Source organism: Bacteroides sp. (assembly GCF_052357945.1).
Classification (GTDB): domain Bacteria; phylum Bacteroidota; class Bacteroidia; order Bacteroidales; family Bacteroidaceae; genus Bacteroides.
Genome location: NZ_DAWCXD010000060.1, coordinates 1 through 22,780, shown reverse-complemented (window position 1 = coordinate 22,780; position 22,780 = coordinate 1). Strand labels below are relative to the sequence as shown.

Here is a 22,780-nt window from a genome sequence, read left to right as displayed (position 1 = left end):
TTTAATATAGCAAAATTTATGAAAAATAATATATTGAATAGTGGGTTGTGCTTGGCTTTGGGAATGGCGGCTTCATTTTCTCTTTCTTCATGTGAAGATTGGACTGAAGTAGAAAGCCTAGATATTCATACTCCTTCATTGGAGGAACAGAATCCACAATTATATGAGGACTACTTGAAAGACTTGAATGCTTTTAAAGCCAGCGATCACCATGTGTTGTTTGTTTCATTCAGTAATGTGGCCAATCCTGTAAAACAGGGTGAACGCCTGACAGCCCTGCCCGACAGCGTGGATTATATTTCTTTGAACAATCCGTCCGAAATAGGAGCAGGATTGCTTGAGGAGATGAATGAAGTGCGTAGAAAAGGTACTAAAATTGGATATACATTTTCTTATGCCCAGTTTGAAGCAGAGTGGGATTTGATGCTAGAGGCAAATCCTGAGTTGACTGAGACTGAAAGACAAGAATACTTTACTAAGAGAACTGAAGAGATGTTGTCATTGGTAGACAAGTATAATTATGATGGTGTTATTGTTGATTACGTTGGCCGTTCATTGGTGAGCTTGAAGGATGAGCCTTTGCGTACATATATCGCTCGCCAAAAGGGTTTCTTTGATATTATCAGCACTTGGAAATCAAGGCATACAGACAAATTTCTTGTTTTTTATGGCAATGCGCAATACATTGCTCCGGATAACATGGGCTTCCTGATGAACTGCAGCCATATAATTGTGCGAACGGAACTGTCTACCGGTGAAGGAGATTTGGATGTTAAGATTCAGTTGGCCGAAGAAGCTGGAAAAGAAGTCATGCATCAGTATGAAGGTGCCAATCCTGTGCCGTTGGACAATATGATAGTTTGTGTGCAGATGCCAAAGGCTGATGACAAGAACAAGACTATCGGTTATTGGGGGACAGTGGAAAGTGGTAACAAAGTGTCGGCAGCTGTTGGTGCTGCTAGTTGGTTGTGGAAGCCGGTCACTACTTACACGCGTCGTGGCTTATTAATCATGAACGTGGAAAGTGACTATTATTCGACCAACTATTCTTTCCTTAAAAATGTAATTAATATAATGAATCCTAACAAGTAAAGAATTTATGAAATATTATAACTATCTGAGTTTGGTAACCCTGTTTTTAGTTATGGGGTGTAACTCTGAAAATGTGGACGAAGAACATCACTATGATAATAAATTATACATTACTTCGGCCACCATTACCGATGACTTACTGATTAAGGCAGATGTGAAGGAAGCTACCCGTAGCTTGTCCTATCGACTAGCGAGTCCGGCTAATCAAGATATCTCCATCACGTTCGATGCTGCTCCGGCATTAACAGCTTCGTACAACATGAACTATGATGACCATGCCGAAGTTCTGCCGGTCAATTACTATGAAATTCCCAACAAGACAGTGACCATTGAAAAAGGAGCTGTCAATAGTAACGATGTAGTGATTAATTTCAAAGGAACACACGAACTGAACCGTGAAAAACGCTTTGTGCTTCCTGTAACCATTATCAATGCTGATATCCCCGTATTGGAAAGTAAAAAGACAGTTTACTTTGTATTCAAAGGTGCTGCTTTGATAAATGTGGTAGCCAATATTGATGAAAATTATTTTCCGGTATATTGGAAAGACTATAGTAAAGTGAATTCACTTAGAGTTATTACGGTAGAAGCCTTGGTACGCAGCAGTGACTGGACGGACGGTCGTGATAATGCTTTGAGTACAATCTTTGGTGTAGAAGGTGAGTTTCTTGTCCGTATTGGTGATGGAGACCGCCCAAGAGACCAATACCAATGTGTGGCTCCCGGCGGAAACTTCCCGGGCGCAAACGTAGTAGATGGCCTACCTGTTGATGAGTTCGTTCATATTGCTACAGTTTATAATGCTGATACAGGTGAACGCAGTTATTACAAGAATGGCGAAAAAGTTTATTCTGACAATTCTGCAACTAGAGCTATCGACTTGTCTAGTAGCTGTTATATCGGATACTCTTGGGAACCTGGTCGTTGGTTACCGGGGGAGATTTCGGAAGTGAGAGTTTGGAATGTTGCCCGCACGGCCGAAGAAATTGCATCCAATCCGTATATGGTGGACCCACACTCAGAAGGGCTTATTGCTTATTGGAAATTTAATGAAGGGACTGGTTCCAAGATTATTGACCATACTGGTAATGGCAATGATCTTACAGGAAACACTACTCCCACTTGGATTAATGTTGAACTACCCGAACTTAAAAAATAAGATTTATGAAAGTTAGAAAAATAAAATATTCATTGTTTGCCTCTATGATGGCAGTCGTGGCAGTATTCTTAGCTTCCTGTGAAGACACTTTGGAGATAGGTAAGCTTCTCGATGAGTCGCAGTATGAAGATATTTATGCCAAGAATGGTTATTTGCGTGACGCCAAGTCTAATCGTGTGACCAATATTATCGACTTGTTTACCGAAAATTATAAGACTTCAGTGCGTTTGGGATTGACCAAAGCCCCCACCGTGTCTTCTTCCGTCAAGGTCGAAGTGGATGCCGCTTACCTGGAAGCCTACAACAAGGAACACGAGACAACGTTCAAGCTTTTTCCTAAAGAACTGATAACTTTGGGTGATGAAGGATTGATGACTATCAATCCAGACTCCAAAACAGCTGAGCTTTCCTTGTCCGTGACTGGTGGTGAAGCCTTGGAGGAAGATGTGACCTATGCCATACCTTTGACTGTCAACGAGGCAGGCAGTGACATCCAATTCAACAACGAAGAATCTCGTCACTGCATGTATTTCGTGAACGACATGCGTAAGAAAGGGGATGTATTCAAAGGGGAAGACAAACCAAAAGGTTTTTTGTTCATTGAAGTGAATGATGTTAATCCGCTGAATGCGCTTTCTTTCCAATTGGAAAATGGCAAATACCTTTGGGATGCCGTGGTATTGTTTGCAGCAAATATCAATTATGACGCAGCTTCCGGTCGTCCTTACGTTAAGTGCAATCCTAATGTGCAGTACTTGTTGGACAACAATGAAACGCTGATTCAGCCCTTACGTAAGCGTGGCATTAAAGTAATTTTGGGTATATTGGGTAATCATGATATGGCTGGTGTAGCTCAGCTTTCCCCTCAAGGATGTAAAGACTTTGCTCGTGAATTAGCTCGCTATTGTTATGCTTATGATTTGGATGGTGTCAACTTTGATGATGAATGGTCTGACCCAAATGTGGATGTAAACAACCCCTCATTTGCTTTCCCCTCGTATGAAGCAGGAGCACGTCTTTGTCTCGAAACAAAGCGGGCTATGCCTGATAAACTTGTTACGGTTTTCTGTTGGGGTAGAATGCATTCTTTGAGTCAAGTAGATGGAGTTGACGCTAAAGAGTATACTGATATTGCTGTAGCGAATTATGGCTCAACAGCTCCAGCTTTGGGTCAGATGACCTTAAAACAGTGTTCAGGAGTATCTTCTGAATATAATGAACGCCGTGGAGGAGACTTGAATGCTAGTACAGCTCAATGGTTAATGGACGATGGTTACGGCTGGTTTATGGGATTTGCTCCCTTCCCAAATAATTATATTGATATTTGGAAGCGTCTGGAGGGAGCTGAAGTATTGTATGGTTCTCCTTTGAAAGAACCTTCTCTTTTCTATAAAAAGAATGCAACCGAACCTTCTGTTTGGCCTAATGATTTATAATAAAAAAAGAAATACTATGTTGATATCCAATAAATATATATCATTATTATTGATTTCCGGACTGATGTTTTCATGTCAGGAGGATGAAAATCTGAATTTGAAAGATTTTCCAAACAATCAGCCTTCGTTTACAATAGAGGGTAGTGGTAATTCATCCAATATGAATTTGGAAGCAATTTATCAGCAAGATAGAACCTTGCAATTGAATGGAGAAACCAGGAGAACCTACACTTTTGCTATTCAGCCTTCTCCAGAAGACGCAGTAGTAACTTTTACTCCTATCTGTACGAATATTCCAACTGATAAAGTGGAACTGAGTGCAACGAAGATTGTTATTCCTGCCGGTTCAACCGAAGCTTCTGTTACTGTAGGACTCAAAGATGATGATTTTAGCTTTGCAGCAACTACTTTGCCGGAAATGACCTATGAATTAGGAGTGGTAGCCAATGTGACCGGATATAAAATTGCAGAAATGGCATATGAAGCGAAAGTAGTGATTAAGAAAGAAGCTTTCACTATTGTAACATCCTTTGATGGGGCGAATGATAATTCTGCGACCTTTGAACGAACTGTAGAAGGGGATAAGATTCTTGATTCTGCTCCTATTAGTTATAAGTTTAAAATTAAGTTCGACAAAGTTTCCAATCATGATGTAAAATGTGTGTTGAATTATGAAGGAATACCTGAAGCCTATCTGGATGATATAACTGTCTCTCCTGAGGAAATAACTATTCCTGCAGGGCAGTTAGAATCTGAAGAAATTACATGGTCCATGTCTGATAAGTTCGTTCTCAGCACAGAGGATGCAGGTGTTTTTGAATTCAAAGTGAAGCCAACTTTCATCTCAGAAGAAGAAAATTTGTCAGTTTCAGAAAATAAAGGTAACATAAGTTTACGTACATCTAAATCTGTTTTAAATATAAAACACGCTGTTGAAGGATTTGACGATTCATACAAAGATTTAGATAGGTCAGGTTGGGAAGTTACGGATTTTGTAGATTTTCAAACCGGTGCGAATGGTGCCAATATTTTGGATGATAATAAAGATACTTATGTCTATTATAATTATAATGATATTCCAGGAAGTTTCATTGTAGACATGAAGAATGAACAAATTTTAAAAGGAATAGAATTTCAATACAAATTCTACTTCCGATACTGGTATGCTACCAAAAATATATCTATTTCTACTTCATCCGATAGGAATGCATGGGTTAACCATGGGAATGTATCAGGATTACCAGCACAGGAATTCCACTATATTCAATTTGTTAAACCTGTAACAGCCCGCTATATAAAAGTTTCTATAAAGGGATACCATATTGGTGGTGTACAATTGTCTTCAATAAAAATGTTTGAATGAGATAGTTAGACAAACATATAATCAGACTATGTTGTTTTAATTGAGGGTGTCCCAAAAATGAGGGCACCCTCTTTTTATTTGACAATGGTATATTTTACTTAACTTATACCCATTGGCGGAATTAAATTGATAAACAGTTTATGTATCTTGTGAATGATAAATAGAACAACTATATTGATAAACTATGGAAAAATATATTCTATGCCAGCTATAGAAAATAGCGAAAGTGAGATTTTAATTTTAGGCACCATACCTGGAGGTGAGTCTTTAAAATATCAGCAATATTATCAGAATAAAGATAATTTATTTGGGGATATCATGTTTAGAATTTGTGACCCTAATTGGCCTTTTTTTGAAGAAGTTTATACTATTCCTTATGAAAAGAGAAAACAGTTATTGTTAGATAATTAAATCTCTTTATGGGATATTCTTGAATCTTGTGAACGTGATGGAAATAATGATAGGACTATTAAGAATGAGCAATTGAATGATTTAGAAACATATCTGAAGTTACCACCCCAAGATTAGAAAAATTTGCTTTAATGGGCAAAAGGCATATAGCTATTATAAGAAAATGGTATATAATTTACCACAGAAAATCCATCCAATAGAATTGTATTCTACTAGCCCAAGTAGTCCTGTTAATTCTTTTTCTATATTAAAACAATGGAGAAATGCAATAAAAGAGATATAGTGAGAAAAGAGAATAATAAAGGAAGGTAGCTTTTACACTATCTTCCTTTTCTTACTTATCCCCACTTCAATTTCAAGACTAAAGCTTCTTTTCCAACTTCCAGTTCCAAATCCTTTATCAGGCTGGCTCCGAGCTCTACTGCACTTTCTCTATAGGACTCTTTAAATACTGCCTGTTCAAAAAAGTATGAACAACCGAAAGGTACTTCTCCCCACATCTTGGGCAGTCTGAATCCATCCAGGCCAATTCCGCATATCAAGTAACCGTCTGCGTCAGTCATCAATCCCTGTTGTAGTTTATTATCGGGATATTCAAGCCCCCTGTGAAAAACAAGGTCGATTTCCTTCGCCCGCCTGATTATCTCGAATTCAACTATTCCTTCTCTTTTAATCAGCCTGTCAATGTCTGCCTGTACTGCTATTCTTATATCCTCGTCTGTCATTTTTTCCGTATCATATATTTTTGATACGATAAATATTTTCTTTTTCATAATTTTCTTTTTATGGTTAGTTCAACTTGTCCTTTTCCATTGTTCGCCAGTCTTATATCCGCTTCAATCCCCAGATCCCTTATTGTTTCATTATAGGTTTCAATCAGCCACTGTGAATCAATGAAGTAGTTTTCTCCGTCCTGATCAGCGTATAACCCGTTCTCCTCTTTCGCCTTTCTTATTATATATTGTTCCGTCAGGTTCAGAATATCCGCTGCTACTGTAATATGTAGAAACCTGGGATTATCGGCTATGGGAATCTTCGTGAAATATTGGTATAAGATGTAAAGAGCCTCTTCATCGCTGCTAATCTTGTGTATTCCTAGATTACGAGTTTGGATTCTTGTATCGAGCATTTATTCAACTACGCTATAAGGTATCCATTCCAGTTCCCCCGTATAAAATCTCCTGACCTCGTTTTCAGTGGTGAAGTTTAGGATGGCCAGGTCCTTTATTGGTAACAGGGAAAACTTTGGATAGAACGGTTTATTATCCTGTTCCCGGTAGACAATTTTTCTATTCATTTCTCTTCCTCCTTCGTCTTTTGTGATGTGATCTTCAGCTCAATTCCCCAGTTCTTTTCCAAATATGACACCAATCCTCTGTATGCGTCAATCCTTCTTCTTTCTCTTGGCATGATAGACAAAGCTTCCTGTAAAGTCATACTGATAATGCAGAGTCCGGTAGAAGAGAAAAGTTCCTTACCATACTTTTCTTTGAGAGCTTATATAGAATAAGATATAGGTACACTGATTTACAATCCCCTTAAACCTTATTCTATATAATGTCTAATCTGTAAAATTTTATATCTCAGATATTAGGTAGTAAGGTGGCGAGAATGGCGTTTTGTCTTATTAATATCTTTGTCGTATTTTATCCTCTCTTCTACCATTTTTCCAAAAAGATGATACCCATTCCATGTTCTATTTGTATAAAAACATAGAATGGACACCATCTTAAACTTTGAATATAGGCTTTCTTTGTTGTAAACTTTCAATTTGATAGTACTTAGATGTTTCAAGTGGACTCAATACTATTCTTCGAGAATATCATCATTATCATAAGTATCCTTCATCAAGATGGTATCCTGTTCTTCTTCTAATTCGTCATTGGAGAAAATTGGTTCTTTTTCAATAGGTTTAGAAGGTGTATATACAGGTCCTTCATGTTTGGGAGAATCCGATGAAGATTCATCACTACCTGTTGCCATAAATAAATAAAAGCACAAACTCAATACAGATGCAACAACTTTAAATGCAATTTTTTTCTTTTTCATAATTCTTTTAAATTAAAATATTCAACAATTATACACCCTAACAATAAGCCAAGGATATAACATATCATATCAATCCAGTCGAAAGTTCCTCTCATCCAATCAAATGCCTGTGCCAGTTCGGTGCCTATGGCTATTACAGGCAGAGAAAAAATATACGACCTACCTTGTTTCAGATCAAAATTCCAAATTGCAGAAACAAAAAGTACATAAGAACAAAGCCATAACCCGTCTGGTAGGGAATAAACTATCCATTGTGGCAATGTGTATGGTACACGAAAAGCGTCAACATATTCCTTTATATGGAGATTTTCGCACCAGCGGAACATGACTAGTGATTCACTACGAAACATCAGATAAATCATTCCTCCTACGAAGAAAAGAAGTAAGCTTAGTCCTGTTACATATACTTTTATTTTAACACTCTTCTCCATCTGTTAACTTCGGATTGATTACGCTTGTATGTATAATATTTAATCAAATTTTTAATTGCCATTTGTGAATCTGCGGTAGCTGCTATTTTCCAGCATTCTATAGCCATTTCTTCGTCTTTTTTGACACCATTACCGTTTTTGTACAGGGTTCCAAGATAAGCATACGCTTTTTTATATCCCAGTTTGATAGCTTTTTCGTAATATTCTGCTGCCTTATAATAATTAGATTCCTGTTCGTGGTAATAGCCTAAAAAGCAAGTGCCTTCTGGGTCATTAAGCGCAACAGCCTTCTCTAAAAAGTTATAGGCTTTACGTTTGTCTTTTTTGAGATAGTAATTCCCGATTCTTCTGAATGAAGTAACATATTCAAAATCCAAGTCTACGGACTTCTCATAGAAAGATATCGCTTTAATCTTGTCGTTCACATACATCTTGTCTGCCAGATCCGCAATAGTCTTCCCATATTCCTTATCCAGTTTATTAACACGTTCAAAATAACTTATGGAAGCAGTATAATCTTGATTGTTATAGTAGTAATGCCCCAAATTCATCAATGAACGATCAGAAGGATTTTTTAAGGTAAGAAGTGCTTGAATAGCCTTATCATGTTCACCATTCTCATAATTTAGATTAGCATCATTTTCTAAAGCTAGCATATCACCTTCAAAAACAGCTTGAGAATAATAGTTTCGTGCCAGTTCGACATTGCGAGGCACCCCCCAACCATGATAATAAATATCTCCAATATTTCGAAGAGCATTAGTTTGGTGATCTTCTGCTGCAATAAGAAATCTTTTTAAGGCTTCCTCGTAATTCATTGATGTTCCGATTCCTTTCAGATACATATCGGCTACAATGCATTGAGCTAAGGAGTTTCCAAGATCAGCAGCTTTCGAATAATACATAAAGGTTTCTTGGGAATCATTAGAGAGTTTTGCTAACAACATGATAGCGTCCGGATTATCCTGGGCTGCGGACTTTTTCAAATTTACCATAGCCTCTTGTTCGTTATACATGATACTTGAATTATCCAATAATAGACAACTTAATCGGAACAGTGCAATATCATCACCACTATTAGCCAATTTTTTATACTCCTTATATGCTTTCTTATAGTCTTTTTGTCGTCCATTTGAACCTTGATAGAAGTCATCCCCTTTGCTGGTTACTTCTATCCTATAATTATTGACATCATCATCTACCCCGATGGAAATAGATGATATGGATTTGGAATAGTTTTTTTTATTGACCTCTATTTTATAATCACCCAACAAGAACACCTTTGCTCCTGTACTGACCTTTGTCTTAGAAGGATTCAAGGCTCCTTTTTCTGGAATAATTCTGAACTCCGCATTTGCAGGATAAGTCATACGGAGACTACCTCTTAATGACATATCCAAAGTTTGATCCTGATAGGTCAAATCTACAATCTCACTTTTGTTCCAAGAGTCGCCATCACCAATACACGCATCAATTTTATGCAAACCTGCCGGAAGCTGAATCATGTCGTTCTTTAGTTTCTTCACTTCTTTACCATCAATTTTAAGTTTTGTACCTTTCTCATAACGGAGAGTGAGGATACGTTTTTCATTTGTGGGTAAGTAAATGGGGGGAATATTCTCAATCACATCATCGCCTTTGATAAACAAACTGCCAGCTTGTTCATCGAATCCTTCAATACTTGTTTTCAATATGTAATTATGCGTACCTTTATCCAACGGTATATTAAACTCTCCGTTCTCTGTTTCATAAGAATTTTCGCCAATTGCAATTTGAGCATTCTTTACGTTTGTCATAATATGAGCAATGGTTTGACTACTGGTTTTTTGAGGCAGCAAAGCCGTAACTTGATAAGTGCATTTTCCCTTTAAAGGAAAAGGAAATTCTATATCCGTAGGCAGAATATTAGGATGTCTAAGTTTGATTTTCTTGGTTCCTTCCGGAACATACACCTGATATTCACCTGGAATATGTTTGGTGTCAATTACCCATCCTTCAAAGGTCGCTCCTTCTAGAACAGGAAGCACTACTTTTACTAAGGCACAAGGGTTACCGTTACGGTCTGTACGAGGATTTGTTCTGGCTTGCAGATCTGACAACTTTTCCTCAAAATTTTTGATAATTACCTCTTGTCCCATAGAAGTAAATATCGACATTAATCCGAATAATATAAAGCATATAAATCTCATGTTCGTTATATTTTTATTCTATTAAATATCAAAATCGCTTAACTTAAATATCTCATCTTTGGGTAAACGTTGGTTATTCAATCTGTCAGGTTGCCATGTACGTACATGTATTTGCGGATGTGATTCGTCCGAAAAATCCCACAGAAGAAAGAGAAATCCGTCATCATGATATCTGTCTGAAGAATATCCTTGATGCAAAGTAACCCCGTAGAAATCCACATTTACAGGATGACGCATAACTTCAATTTCATCAAAAGTAACTTTGATGCTTTGATTGGTAGCGAATATCCTTTTCAAATTTCCTAAATATTGTTGCTTGTCTTGTTTTTTATAAGTGATCTTATCCGGCATCTTAATACCATCCATCGGAGCACTCTTTACGACCTTCCCGGTAATGATTAGAGCGTCATCACTGAAAACCTGCTCCAAAAAATTTAAATCCTTTTGGTTATAAGATGTGCGGAACTGTTCAACGTAGTCAAGTATCAACTGGCGACGACGCAAGTCCGTCAATTCAAGGTTACTTTTGATAACCTCCAAGTATAAGTTCATGCTAATGGATAAATAAAAGCTTTCAATATCACCATTCTTATTGAAACTGATAACGGCCTCTTGATACTCATTGTCATTAAACGGTCTGTCTCCACGAGGTTTCATTTCCAACGGAATGTTTCTTATTTGGTATCCCGAACCTGTTTCTAAACATCGCTCCACAATTTCAGATTCTGAACATATAAAAGGACAGTTCTCCCACAACATAGACAACGAACGAGTTACAGAAGATGAAAGAGCCAGTTTCTCAAAGTTCAGATTACGCTTTGATACTTGTGCCTCATTAATTTCAGACAAAAGGAGCGACATTTTTTTCTCAATCTTATCAATCAAAGATTGATTATCCAAACCATCAGATATAACAACTTTTACAGTATTATTCTCTGCGTAAGCAAAATCATATGCTACTAACAGAAAAAGTAAAAAAAGTAATCTCTTCATTGATATCATTATTTTATTATTTCCAACCATATAGAACCGCATTTTTTATAATTATCAATACTATCAAATGTTAGTTCCCTAAGATTATAATACCCGTCATCAGTTTTTAGTAAACAAGCTACGACATCGCCAGTTTGTGAATATATGAACATATGAAATTTGCCGTTCTTGGGTAACGTTGCATATTTACCATAACGGTTCAGACGTCCTTTTGATTTCAGATTTTCTACAAAAGATTTTATTTCATCAAACTTTCTGATACAAACCATTTCTTCTTCCACATCGTTTAACTGATAAGATGGAGACTTCTTATCCACACTTATATTTGTTTCTGCAGCCACACAATCTGTTAAATCAACAACTTGTACCTCTGTTACAACAGGTTTGTGCTCTTCTTTAGTCGAAATAGGTACATTCTTATTCTCTTTAACCCCTGTCAAATCAGATTTACTTATGTACACAAATACCCGATGCTGATTACCTCTTTTTGCGTTAATCACTTTTACGTGATAGTCAAACAAAGAAAGATCAAAAGTTCCTTGTGACAGATCAGATGACTTTAACCAACTTTCAATGCCTGCCTGCAACAAAGCCATAGCACCATCTTTAGCTTGTTCCTGTTCCGGCATTGTGGCTTCTGCATAGACATACTCACCAGCTTTCTTAATTTCATTGATTTGGCTTACTGTCGAGTTTCCTTCTTGAGCTAAAGAAGGAAACGAAATGTTCAAACCAAAGACCAATATACCTATCAGCGATTTTGAGTTCATTACCATTTTCTTTTATTTTTATACTCTTGATATAAATTCCGCACGTTATGTGTAGGGATGAATGCGTTCAAAGTAGCAGTCAATTTTACAGTAGGATTACTGATAAAATCCCGAGGTACTGTCACCGACAACAAATGAGTGTATCCCAAATTTTTGTTCTCTGCCAAGACTACGGCTTTGACGTTTTCAATCGTTTCATTTTCAATGGAAAAATATACTTCCATGCTTTCTTTCAAACAATAGCAAACCCATTCGGATACACTAACAGTAAAAGTCACGGACTTGAAACCGTAAAGATTCTGTTTAATTTGAAGTTCTCTCCCATGTCCAAAATTAGGGATATGAAACAGGTTGGCCATGGAGTAATTAAAATGGCATGTATCATATATCGCAGAAAATTCCGAACCATCATCTTTTTTATAATAGCGACGGTTTACCAATTCAGCAAGTTTATAATGTTTAACAGGATTTGTACCATATACTCTATCCTCTAACTTAATCATATCAGTCAAGTCTTCAAGCAATTGAAGTGAATCTGGAGATTCTTTGATTGACTGATAAAGTGTCTTTTGAATTTCATTCAAAGACATACCTGTTAATAGTTCACACCATATAGGGAAAGCGACAGATAATTTATTTACTCCATCTTTACCCCATGTAGCTTCATAATATCTGTCATCAATCTTAGAGAGCTTAAAATCAGCTCCTTCAATCAAAGAAAAGCACTCAGGATAATTCCCTAATAAAAATATGAACTTGTCATCTTGCATCTTTTGTTTACGTTGGTTATTATCAGAACAGAAACCTAATTCCAAAAAATAGCGTTCAATGAATTCCAAAATACCTTTATTATCAGATTTCAATTCATCAGGAAAGAAACTAAAGCCAATATGTGTTACTACTCCTTTATCATTAATATCTGCATACAAAGGTTGATTGTGGAGAACACCGGCTTCCACAATCAATCCTTTCTGCCCAGCTTTTGGTGAAAATTGTATCTTCTCAGCCAATGATTCCAATAATTGTGTTTGGAATTTTGCATTCTGAGCTGATAGATTGCAAAATCCAGACAAAAGCAATAATATATAAACAAGACATCTCATATCAGACACTATAAACCAATGATAATACTGCCTTTTACGGTATTCTTTTCATTATACCAAACACCCTGTACAAGCTTACCATTAACATATTCACCAATAATATAATCGCCAGGCTCAGCCATTCGTTTTTGAGAATCCCGTTTGTCAATAAGATGTTTTTCTTTAAAGGTCATCCGTCCATTTTCATCGTGAGGTACCCCACTCTTTACTCGTCCTTTGTATGTAGCATACCCCAAGTCCAAACTATTGTTTACAGGAACTGAAGTTTTTTTAGCAGGCTCTGCTTCTTTCTTTTCAGGTACTGGAGCAAGCTGTTCCTCTACTGTCAATACTGAGTCTATAGGGGTAACAGAAGGTTCCTCTATCACTTCGGGAACAGTATTAGCCAGTGGTTCGGCATTACTTCCACTTTTAGGAGACATGACAAAGAAGCAACCTACACCAAATACAACTACTACCGCAAACACTCCTAACAACGTTTTTCCGTTTTTATTCCACCAACTTCTTGGAGGCGGACATTCACGCAAAGGCTTTCCACATTCCTCGCATACAAATTCCTTGCGCCCATTTACCTGTTGAATTTCTTTAGCTTTAGATTTGGAACAATTGTCATTCAGACACAATCCATATCTCACAATCGTGTATTTACTATTTGCTACCATATATTGCTTTATGTTTTAATTTGTTATTTTGATTCATATATAATTATCACATTACCGGAGGCATGGGTGGCATACCACCACCTGCCGGGGGCATAGAAGGTGCTACTGGAGTAAACAAACTGCTCAATACGGAAACCTGACCTGCAGGTGTCCATGCAGGCATACCTTCCATCCATACCAGCGTTTGAGCAGTAAGCTGTCCAGTCTTAACCATTTGAGCACACATATCCCTATTAAAAGGGCCGTATTGTTGCCCACTTACATACAACATTACTTTAATTTCCAGTTCAACAGGTGGAATAGGAGGCATAACAGGTGCACCGGGAGGAGGTTGTGGCATACTAACTCCACTGTTTGTTTGAGGTTGCTGTATCGAAGCAGGCTGATTCATTGTCATTTGAGCTTCTTTAGCTGTTTTCGCTGCTATTTCTTCCGCATTATCTACAGCAAAGAGTGACGGGAATTGCTTACCCAGCCCCTCGCTATGTAAAAGAATTGCGTTTCCTTCATCAGTTACTCCATTGCCTGTATTCAGGAAATTTTCATAACGTTGCTTGTAGGAATTCATCCAATCAATTGCACGCATTGGGAAACAATAAGAAACAGTTATGATAGCAAGTTCATCCTTACGAGCACTCTTTCGGTTCACCACAATAGTAGTACGTGCCGTACTTTGATTGAACGAGTTCTTAAATGCGGTTTCCAGTTTGTCTGCAAAACCTTTTAACAATATATTATCATCGGGTGAAGGTATAGAAACTAAAATGGTCTTTTTATTGATACTGGCAGGATTAGTTGGACTCAGGTTGCCTTCGTTATTACGCAAATGCAATTGGATTTGATCGTTGTTCAAAATCAAATATACACCGCTTTGAGTGATAATTTTTGATGCAAAAGCCTTGATGTCATCATCAGTTTTCAATTTCTGTCTAAGTTGAGTAAGTATATTCAGTCCTAAAACCTTGTTATCGGAATCTGCTTTTTCATCGTGTTTTGTCTTCACTATCTGCGAAAGTTTCACATCAAATGCGTCTTTAATCTCATCTACCGAGATGTTATTCGCCAAGTTGCCAAAGTTTACAAAATCGCCTTGCGGTAAAATGGCATCACGTAACTGGCGAGCTATATTAGGCATATCCACCTTGTCGATTTTAATATCAACCTCGAACTCTCTCATCGCTTCTTCTTCACTTACTTCCACAATGGCACCTTTCATATCCTCAAGCCCTTTGTTTACCTTACGTTGGGCGGTGATAAGACGTTCTGTTTCTTCTATAGCTTCATTAATTTTCTGACCGAACATGGAAATATCCGCATCCATCTTACCCAACTCAACAAAGATTTTTGCAGCCAATTTCTTTGCAAAATCAAGAGCTACAAGCATTGTCTTTGAAGTATAATAGTCTATCAAGATGTTCTGATGATCGGCATAACGACGTGCACCTGCACCTACCATACGTTGCAAGATTCCCAGACGACTCCACTCTTCGACATTACTCATACGTGCTCCGTCACAGTCTTTGTAAATTTCAGTCTCTTCTTTAAACCGAGCATCAAGTTCCGTTCGAATTTCAGCCATATGTTCTAGCAACAACTTAGACACTTTCTGAAGTTCTACGATAGACACATCACCTAAATGCCATTTTTCAAATAGACCTTGTTCGATTACACGGCGAACCTCTTTAGCCATTTCGGGAATAGCACGTTCCTTTCCATTGAAATAAGCCAAAACACCATCCTCTCGAAAAAATCTGTCAAAAGACTCGTTCATAATATTGTCCAGTTCATTCAAAGAGCAATCTGCTTTCTTGGCTTCCTCTGCATAGATTATGGCTTTATCATGCCAATAATCGTTGAATTTAGGATAATCCGTATCTGTTTCTAATATCTTTTGTTCTAATGTCAAGTGATGCTCGTCAAGCATCCATTTCGTCAAATTATCTTTGTTCAAGTATTCGGCACGATAATCCTTATTCCGTTCTTCGTTAACGAAGCCTTGATTTTCTCGCCAATTATTATACTTAAATTGGTAAAGAACGCTTTCACCGACCGTATAAGTAATATGTTTCAGAACTCTAAGTTCAGGATACATCACACGTTTGATCCCAAAAGAGCAAACCTTTTTGCTACGAGCTACAGAAATACGTCCTTTATCGTCCGGATTAGCCGTTTCGTCATATTCAAGAGCAAAATCATCCATGTTTTCAAAATTATACGCACGAATGATATCCGAATTGATCTCGTCTTCCTCATTAATCAAGAAAACACGGGCAAAAATGTAATCGCTCACTACTTTTGGTAATTCAGTTAGAGAATTAACGGTAAGCCCATTTTCGTTCACATTACTATATATAGTTACACCATTTGCCACTCCCTTTATACGGTCGTTATAAAGATATGCCGGACCATTTCCGGTCACATCTTGTGGAAACCAACGACCGCTTTGTAGCGCATTAAGTTCATTGATAGCCGCATAACCGTTTTGATAATAACGGCCTTGATCCATATCCGCCTTAGGAAGATTCATTTCCGGAATCATGGCATAAACATTGATATATGAATTAGGGAAAGTCTTACGTGTTTGCACGATTACATCCACAATAGATCCCGAACCTGTACCACCGCAAAGACCTGCGAAAATATGTATATTCAGTTTGGAGGAATCACCAGAGCGCTGTTCACAACGAGCATAGGCATCTCTTATGCTATTCACAAAACCAACAGCATTTGCCGCAAATAGCAAACGACCTGCACGTCGTTTTTGTCCAGCCGCTTGACCAAGTGCTCCGATGGCACTACGAACAGACTCTACATTATCCACAATACTTCGAATTGCCGGATAATTGTTTATATGATTCAATATGTGTTCAACATCTACAGCCTTAATATTAAGAAACTCATTTTGGGTAAAAGAAGCATCTTGTCCCATTACACGAAAATCAGGACGGGCTTTACCATCTTTAGGCATCATTTCATCGGTAGAATCCACATACAGAAGAGATACAGGTTGCTTATCTCTCTCTTCCTGAATAGGGAACTCCTCAAACATACGCATTTTGAATGCTTTCAGAATTTTCCCGCCTGTTCCACCTAAACCTACAAGAATATGGTTCCCATTAGAAAAAATTGCATTTGACATAATATGATAATTTAAATTTTAATCAATTTGAAAAAGTTCGATATCACCTATCACAAACTCATGATATCCGATGTCTACTACCTCTTCTGGAATTTAAATGTCTAGATCTGTATCTTGGAGATTTTCCAGCTCTGTTCTCTCTGGAAATGGTGTTGATGACAGCCACTGCAGCGCATACGATAAACAGTAAACACCATCCTATTCTACGTAACATAAACCAATTCAAGTACCGATGCAGGGCATCAACTAATGACTTAGCGATTGTACTGGGTGTATTTCCCCAAGATTCAACCCTACTTACATAATATCCGACTATTGGAAACTCATCGCTTACCCGATCCAATAGCACTTGAGCATCCTCAGATGAAAGTTGCATATCTGAAGGCATTTGACTCACTAATTCGTTGACTGTGCGTTCAATGTCATCACCATACCCCTTAATTGTCATCGCACCACATATGAGAACGACCTGAAAACTGAGTAAGCAAAACAAGATAAACGCAACAAGAAAACTCAAGGGGGTAAAATTTGAATTTCGCCACCATAAATGAATAATGAAAAACATGAGTGCAACACCTGCTACAGCAATGAAAACACCTAAGAAAATGCTGCTCAAAGAATGTGCTAATATATTAAATAAAGCTTCCATACCTATTATATATATTGTCTGTCTTCCTCTACAACATTACCAGTAATATACAAACACCTAAATATGCTTGTGCTGTTACAAATCCTTATATTTGCTAGATTTTTAATAGTTTTTATATCGCTGTCTGCCAGTTTATCAAGATCAGGATAATTGCTATATCCTGATTTATCTATTCCCCAACCATTTACAAACAGATTAATAGCTACATAGTCTTTACTTATATTAAATAACAGCCTAGCATTGTTGTCATTCTTGTATTCACGTTTCTTCCATGTATATAGACGATAATAGTTTTGAGTACTGTCATAATAAATAGAAAAATAGATTTTTCTGCATTCTAATAACTTTTCATAATATTGTTGGCTATACCCTTTGACAATTCGTTCCTTAAACTTAGAATTATTCAATAATTCATTAGGATTGGACTTTTTTGTACAGCAAGCATCAAATTGAGATTTGAGACTATCAGAACATCCCATTAAGCCAAGTCCACACGAAATGAGAGCTACAAAACAAAGATAGTTGAGCTTTTTCATAATATACACTCATACGCCTATAAGCCCCCCAAAAGTCAGCATTAATTTGACCATATAAGAAAAGCGTGAGGACTTGTTCTGCTATTCATCAAAATCGGGCATCTGGAAAAGCCTTGTGAAAATGAATATGAAGAAACAATACTCACGCCGTATGTTATGTATAGATACAACATTGACTGTATCAATTACATATACAAAACAGAATGAGCGTTACATTGTCTCTTATCCCTTCACTTTGAAATTTTCCAGATTTCGATTTTAGGATAAAAGCAAAAAACGCTTTCTATATATCTGACCATTTCTCCAGTCAGACGTTGCAAAGATAAAGCTTTTTGTTCAATGTAACGCTCTTATTATGAGTATTATTTCTTCAAATATAAGAATTTCAGTACTATTACAGGCGGAAATATATATTATATCATGATCCTGTATCCTTATTACAGTCCATTGTAGGTTAGTCAGAGACGGAAGCATACGATAGTAGAGAGTATTACATAGCCGTAGGATGTTATAAAAAAACTACAATAAACACTATTCTTTAAGCATTTGTTCCTTTTTTGTGAATTTTTTATTTACACCTCTCTTTGTCTTTCAGCTATGTCTTATATTCCACTCCGTTCCATACTTTCGTCTCTGACTGACCCGTTGATTCTCATGATATAATATAAATATGCTTGTTCGGCTCTTTCTATATATCCTTTTTTCTCTTACTGTAATCCGGGACAATCCGTATTCCATATCCATCCGTTATGTTCTATGAAATGCAGTTCTTCTTCCTTTTCGGGTTCTATAGTTACGATCCTCCTTCCCGAACTGTCAATTTCTATTTCATTATCCAGTTCAAGAAAGGCTGTCAGGAGGGTATCTTTTCCGTCCCCTTCAAAATGCATGGCTGTCCTAAACCTGTAAACTCCTTTTCTACATTTGTTGTTTATAAAGATGGGAGTTCCGGAATAATCACCCGTACAGTGTCCCTTTATTCTGGCGTCCGGGTCCCTTGCCTGAGAAAACAGGATCTCCCAGTCCTTCTCCCTGATCCTTTCGTATATTTCTTCTCGGCTTCCTGTTCCGTCAGTTCTCTTTTCTTTGTCTGGTAAAGGGTGGTAGCTTATTTGGAGACCATGGGATAAGAAAGCCGTTTTGCCCGTCCTGTTGTCTATTCTTGTATTCCAATGATAGTAGTTGTGTATATTGGCAAACATTGCGACCTGGTACAAAGGGATTACTTCCATGTCCATACAGATTATGTCAAAATCTGTATTAACGGTTGCCATGACAGAGCAGGTGTCATTGCCGGAGGTCATCACATCCATTTTTATTTTTCTACTTCTGATATATGCTGTATCCAGTTTGTAGTCCAGGTATGCTTTGGCTTCCGGAAGTAAACGGTAGTATATTGTTTCATCATCGGGTCGTTCTGTTGTTACCGGTTCCCATATTTCTCCATTTCCTTCCGTCTGTTTTTTGAAGCGGTCATTAAAAGTCAGCGTATCCCCGCCTATGTTTGTGATGATAATTTGTAGTATTGAGTCTGCGCTGTAAGCTTCCAGTTTGGCACCGGTCTGCCTCCTCTTTTCTTTTTGGCAGGAGATGAGAATACCGACCCCGATACATAATATAATATATCCCCATTTCATATTCTTCGTATTTATTGTTACTGATAACCAAAGATAGGAAAAAGTTTGATTTCTGTCTTCAAAAAAATAAAAGAATTGCTTTTCTCTTTAGATTGTAGCAATAACCTTTCATATTGTTGAAATTAATTGCTAATGATGCCATATTGGTATTAATTATTGTTATATTGTTGCATAAAGTATTCTGTTGTGGAAGAAAAATAATATTTTTATGTGTCATTTAAATTATTTCAATATGGATAAACACATAATCGGAGAAAATGCCGGTATCTTATGGCGTTTGTTAAATACAGATGCACAGAAAAGATGAGAATATTCGGAAATAAAGAACATTACAGGTTTTGATGATTCCGAATTGGGCAGTGCTATTGGCTGGTTGGCTCGTGAAGACAAGATTTAATTTGAACTGGAACATCACCAAAACAAGGACAAGAGTGCACATATATATCTAATGTTGAATGTCTACTATTAAACGTGTCAGTCACGGGAGAACTGTTGGGAAGGATGGCTTTTTCCGGGCTGTCCTTTTTCATGAGATTCAGTACGGTGTCCGGATTATAACCTGTATCATAAGAACATACGGAAACGCTGTTGCTATATTCTGTTCCTATTTCTTAACTCCCGTAGTATAAATTGATTTTTCTTGTCACCACTTCTTCCACGTCCAGTTCTATATTCATCCTTTCCAATTGTTCGAGCATATCCAATGTTTCCGTTGCCATTTCCCTATCCACAGGAATAACAACTCCTTCACCCATGGATACTTTGCAACTTTCTCCATCAGTGATTCTCTTTAGAACTACTGTTGGAAAGCGTCTGTTTTGTATCCGTTCGGCAATTAATAATGAACCTCCGATAAGACTGTCTGAAACAACGATACTGTCAGCCCTCATTCGGAAAGCCTGATTCAAGTCATTTATGTCCCTTATTGTTACCATTATACAAAACTTTGAATGGACGGCAAAGATACTTATTAAAAATCAGAATGTTCTCAAGGTAATGGATTATTTTGTCTATTTTCTGATATGATTGTTGACGGATTGTGATTTCCTTATAGTATGGTGATGGTAATCTCTGGCTTCTTTTGTCGATTGAAGGTCTGCTCTTGACTTAAAAATGAAATGTTTTATGATGGAAAAAGGTGCTGTGTATCGTTTACCGGTTAAAGAGTGGTTTGGATGTAGAGAAAGATTGTATAAACCTGTTGGTGTATAGGAACCGGCGGGAGATGGTAGCATGTAAAGGGACATATCTTTTTATAACCGGATGTAATATCTGCTGTATAAGACGTTTTTGTATTATGTTCTGCATCTTTTACTATATTCTTGCCTGTCATCCGAAGGTCTTGTTTTAGAAGAATAATGTGAGATGGTTGTTCTATAATCAATATTCATTTTGTTTATTACTTCTAGTTTTTCTACTTCCTTATCATTCTCTGTATCATTATCACGATCCATACAGATACAACAAAGGGAGCGGTTAAAGTCGTTATCCCTAATTTCATTCCGATAATCTGTAATATGGTAGACAATATGACAGCTCCCATTGCCCATATACAACTTTTCCAATCAGTTCCTCCCAAGGCTATAGCACATAACACACCATTATATCCCATTAAACCTGCATTTATACTTTCAGTGTCTATTCCCAATATGATAGCAACAGGAATAGGAAGAAGTGTACCCAATATTGTATAAAGGCTATTCGGGAAAGAATTGACAAGAATCCCTACGAGAAAGAACAGACCGGCCAGTATTGTATTTCCCTGGAACATTACTTGACCTATCCCTAAACATAGAGCCTGGAAATAATCAATATTCTGTGTCGTATTGGTAATTGTATCAGAGACCAGTAATAAATCAGGTATGAACCATGTACAGACTCCGAGCATTCCCCATACAGCAAGAATAAAAGGGGCGGTAAATCCGGAAAGTAAATGTTGTCGGCTGAATAAATAAGCGATCCATGTAGAGAAGGCCGAAGTGATTATCAAAAGGATTAAGCTTTCTACCGATAATATCATAAAGACACCGTAGGCAATACCGACTAGAGTTCCGTTAAATCCATATAATCCTTCTCTTATGTCGTTACGTTCATATCCGGAGAAATACGCAGTCAATGTACTTACTATGTTACCACAGACAGCCAGTATTCCCATTTGCCATGAACCCAGAAATATTCCGATCAGCATTAATAATCCGGATAGTGCATTATTCTGAAACATTACTTGACCTATTCCACGCCCCAGAATGAGTAATGAATTGTATATAGAAACCATTTATATATATTTATTACAAATCCAAATGTTTGGCAAAAGTACAATCTACTCTGAAATAAACAAAGTAAATAGGAACCAAATAGAAGGTTGGAGTAATGCCGGATTGGGACAGATAAAAACAGCCTGTATTCATTTATCTTAAGAGGTATAATTTGAGAACATCATATTTCAAGATGCTTTCATTTCATAGTTTATTCCGGGTTAGTCAGAGACAGAAGTGATACGATAGTAGAGAGCATTTACATAACCGGAGGATGTTATAAAAAATTGTGATACAGTACTTTCCGACTTTAAGAAATATCCTAATAGTATCTCTTCTTTTGTTCACAATTCATTTATTTCATAGCTTGTATCCTTTCTTTTGTGCAGAACTTTCGGTTTTCCTTATTTTTATAATGGAGAATTACCTCAGTTTATTATACTTTACCTTAGAGTTACTTTAAAAAAAATGTTGGTGATACCTCCAATAATATCATACGCCTATTGTTTTTTTGTCTTCCCTTTTACTATTTTATCCATACTGTATGTTATCAATAATGCTATAATTATAGATATCCACCATTTTACAAACTCGTTTCCTATAAACCAAATAGAAATCAGCAATAAACAAGTGACAATAGAATCTAATAGTAAATGCCTCTGTAAATAAGATTTTACATGTTCGTTTTTTTTAAGTAACACGATACATATTGGAAGTAATGAAAACATGATCAATCCTATCAATTCAAAATCAAATGAATAATTATCATTCATAGATAAGCCCTCTGTTTTTAGTAATGTCACAAATATAAAATAAAATATTTAATTTTACAGAAAAATAGACATTTATTATTTATGCGAATCAGTATTTGATTTATTAGTTAAAAATTAGCGTAATTAGTGCGAT

General features: G+C 36.9%; 21 protein-coding genes and 2 pseudogenes. 6 read left to right on the top strand and 17 right to left on the bottom strand.

The genetic code is table 11. The features are described 5' to 3' along the window. The first annotated feature begins 18 nt into the window (after nt 1-18). The 5 genes from ACT8YW_RS12395 to ACT8YW_RS12375 all read left to right on the top strand — a co-directional run bounded on the left by ACT8YW_RS12395 (nt 19) and on the right by ACT8YW_RS12375 (nt 5,461). Nucleotides 19-1,092 (top strand): glycoside hydrolase family 18, encoded by a 1,074-nt coding sequence (locus tag ACT8YW_RS12395; RefSeq protein WP_178264744.1) that lies wholly within the window; start codon nt 19-21, stop codon nt 1,090-1,092. Between the two features lie 7 nt (nt 1,093-1,099). Then, nucleotides 1,100-2,251: a DUF1735 and LamG domain-containing protein gene (locus ACT8YW_RS12390; RefSeq protein ID WP_444105262.1), complete on the top strand. Its 1,152-nt coding sequence runs from the start codon at nt 1,100-1,102 to the stop codon at nt 2,249-2,251. A gap of 5 nt (nt 2,252-2,256) precedes the next feature. Beyond that, on the top strand, nt 2,257-3,687 hold the full coding sequence (locus ACT8YW_RS12385) for a BT_3987 domain-containing protein (RefSeq protein WP_444105260.1): 1,431 nt from the start codon (nt 2,257-2,259) through the stop codon (nt 3,685-3,687). Nucleotides 3,688-3,703: 16 nt separating this feature from the next. After that, nucleotides 3,704-5,050, top strand: coding sequence for a DUF4989 domain-containing protein (locus ACT8YW_RS12380; protein WP_444105258.1), 1,347 nt, complete (start codon nt 3,704-3,706; stop codon nt 5,048-5,050). A 201-nt stretch (nt 5,051-5,251) separates the two neighbouring features. After that, nucleotides 5,252-5,461 carry a hypothetical protein gene (locus tag ACT8YW_RS12375; RefSeq protein ID WP_444105256.1) on the top strand — a complete coding sequence of 70 codons (210 nt, stop codon included), beginning with the start codon at nt 5,252-5,254 and terminating at the stop codon, nt 5,459-5,461. Between the two features lie 338 nt (nt 5,462-5,799). Here ACT8YW_RS12375 and ACT8YW_RS12370 read toward each other — a convergent pair whose 3' ends face one another. The 15 genes and pseudogenes from ACT8YW_RS12370 to ACT8YW_RS12300 all read right to left on the bottom strand — a co-directional run bounded on the left by ACT8YW_RS12370 (nt 5,800) and on the right by ACT8YW_RS12300 (nt 19,619). After that, nucleotides 5,800-6,234: a hypothetical protein gene (locus tag ACT8YW_RS12370; protein WP_444105254.1), complete on the bottom strand. Its 435-nt coding sequence runs from the start codon at nt 6,232-6,234 to the stop codon at nt 5,800-5,802. Further along, the gene (locus tag ACT8YW_RS12365; protein ID WP_444105252.1) at nt 6,231-6,590 is read right to left on the bottom strand and encodes a hypothetical protein; all 360 of its coding nucleotides are present in this window, start codon (nt 6,588-6,590) and stop codon (nt 6,231-6,233) included. Before ACT8YW_RS12365 ends, ACT8YW_RS12370 begins: the two co-directional genes overlap by 4 nt. Beyond that, nucleotides 6,591-6,758: a hypothetical protein gene (locus ACT8YW_RS12360; RefSeq protein WP_444105250.1), complete on the bottom strand. Its 168-nt coding sequence runs from the start codon at nt 6,756-6,758 to the stop codon at nt 6,591-6,593. After that, nucleotides 6,755-6,958 (bottom strand): annotated as a pseudogene (locus tag ACT8YW_RS12355) (hypothetical protein); the annotation flags it as partial. The gene ACT8YW_RS12360 and the pseudogene ACT8YW_RS12355, both read right to left, overlap by 4 nt. Nucleotides 6,959-7,267: 309 nt before the next feature. Further along, a complete protein-coding gene (locus ACT8YW_RS12350; protein WP_444105248.1) occupies nt 7,268-7,510 on the bottom strand; it encodes a hypothetical protein in 243 nt (80 codons plus the stop codon). Further along, nucleotides 7,507-7,941 carry a hypothetical protein gene (locus tag ACT8YW_RS12345; RefSeq protein WP_444105246.1) on the bottom strand — a complete coding sequence of 145 codons (435 nt, stop codon included), beginning with the start codon at nt 7,939-7,941 and terminating at the stop codon, nt 7,507-7,509. The genes ACT8YW_RS12350 and ACT8YW_RS12345 overlap by 4 nt, the downstream gene beginning before the upstream one ends. Further along, nucleotides 7,920-10,130 carry a sel1 repeat family protein gene (locus ACT8YW_RS12340; protein WP_444105244.1) on the bottom strand — a complete coding sequence of 737 codons (2,211 nt, stop codon included), beginning with the start codon at nt 10,128-10,130 and terminating at the stop codon, nt 7,920-7,922. Before ACT8YW_RS12340 ends, ACT8YW_RS12345 begins: the two co-directional genes overlap by 22 nt. A 21-nt stretch (nt 10,131-10,151) precedes the next feature. Continuing rightward, nucleotides 10,152-11,123, bottom strand: a complete 972-nt coding sequence (locus ACT8YW_RS12335; protein WP_444105242.1) for a nuclear transport factor 2 family protein — start codon at nt 11,121-11,123, stop codon at nt 10,152-10,154. An 8-nt stretch (nt 11,124-11,131) separates the two neighbouring features. Continuing rightward, entirely contained in the window at nt 11,132-11,893 is a 762-nt protein-coding gene (locus tag ACT8YW_RS12330; RefSeq protein ID WP_444105240.1) for a hypothetical protein, read from the bottom strand. After that, the gene (locus ACT8YW_RS12325; RefSeq protein WP_444105238.1) at nt 11,893-12,996 is read right to left on the bottom strand and encodes a hypothetical protein; all 1,104 of its coding nucleotides are present in this window, start codon (nt 12,994-12,996) and stop codon (nt 11,893-11,895) included. The genes ACT8YW_RS12330 and ACT8YW_RS12325 overlap by 1 nt, the downstream gene beginning before the upstream one ends. A gap of 8 nt (nt 12,997-13,004) precedes the next feature. Continuing rightward, on the bottom strand, nt 13,005-13,658 hold the full coding sequence (locus ACT8YW_RS12320; protein WP_444105236.1) for a hypothetical protein: 654 nt from the start codon (nt 13,656-13,658) through the stop codon (nt 13,005-13,007). A 46-nt stretch (nt 13,659-13,704) separates the two neighbouring features. Then, entirely contained in the window at nt 13,705-16,797 is a 3,093-nt protein-coding gene (locus tag ACT8YW_RS12315; RefSeq protein WP_444105234.1) for a tubulin-like doman-containing protein, read from the bottom strand. A gap of 58 nt (nt 16,798-16,855) precedes the next feature. Then, nucleotides 16,856-17,446: a hypothetical protein gene (locus ACT8YW_RS12310; protein WP_444105233.1), complete on the bottom strand. Its 591-nt coding sequence runs from the start codon at nt 17,444-17,446 to the stop codon at nt 16,856-16,858. Nucleotides 17,447-17,451: 5 nt separating this feature from the next. Then, on the bottom strand, nt 17,452-17,982 hold the full coding sequence (locus tag ACT8YW_RS12305) for a hypothetical protein (protein WP_444105232.1): 531 nt from the start codon (nt 17,980-17,982) through the stop codon (nt 17,452-17,454). Nucleotides 17,983-18,689: 707 nt separating this feature from the next. Beyond that, nucleotides 18,690-19,619, bottom strand: coding sequence for a hypothetical protein (locus ACT8YW_RS12300; protein WP_444105230.1), 930 nt, complete (start codon nt 19,617-19,619; stop codon nt 18,690-18,692). 232 nt (nt 19,620-19,851) lie between these two features. Between ACT8YW_RS12300 and ACT8YW_RS12295 the strand changes: the two are divergent. Then, a pseudogene (locus ACT8YW_RS12295) lies at nt 19,852-20,088 on the top strand (winged helix-turn-helix domain-containing protein). Between the two features lie 142 nt (nt 20,089-20,230). Here ACT8YW_RS12295 and ACT8YW_RS12290 read toward each other — a convergent pair. Then, nucleotides 20,231-20,554 (bottom strand): hypothetical protein, encoded by a 324-nt coding sequence (locus ACT8YW_RS12290; RefSeq protein ID WP_272702804.1) that lies wholly within the window; start codon nt 20,552-20,554, stop codon nt 20,231-20,233. A gap of 479 nt (nt 20,555-21,033) precedes the next feature. Next, nucleotides 21,034-21,894 (bottom strand): urea transporter, encoded by an 861-nt coding sequence (locus ACT8YW_RS12285; RefSeq protein WP_444105228.1) that lies wholly within the window; start codon nt 21,892-21,894, stop codon nt 21,034-21,036. Nucleotides 21,895-22,780 lie beyond the last annotated feature (886 nt).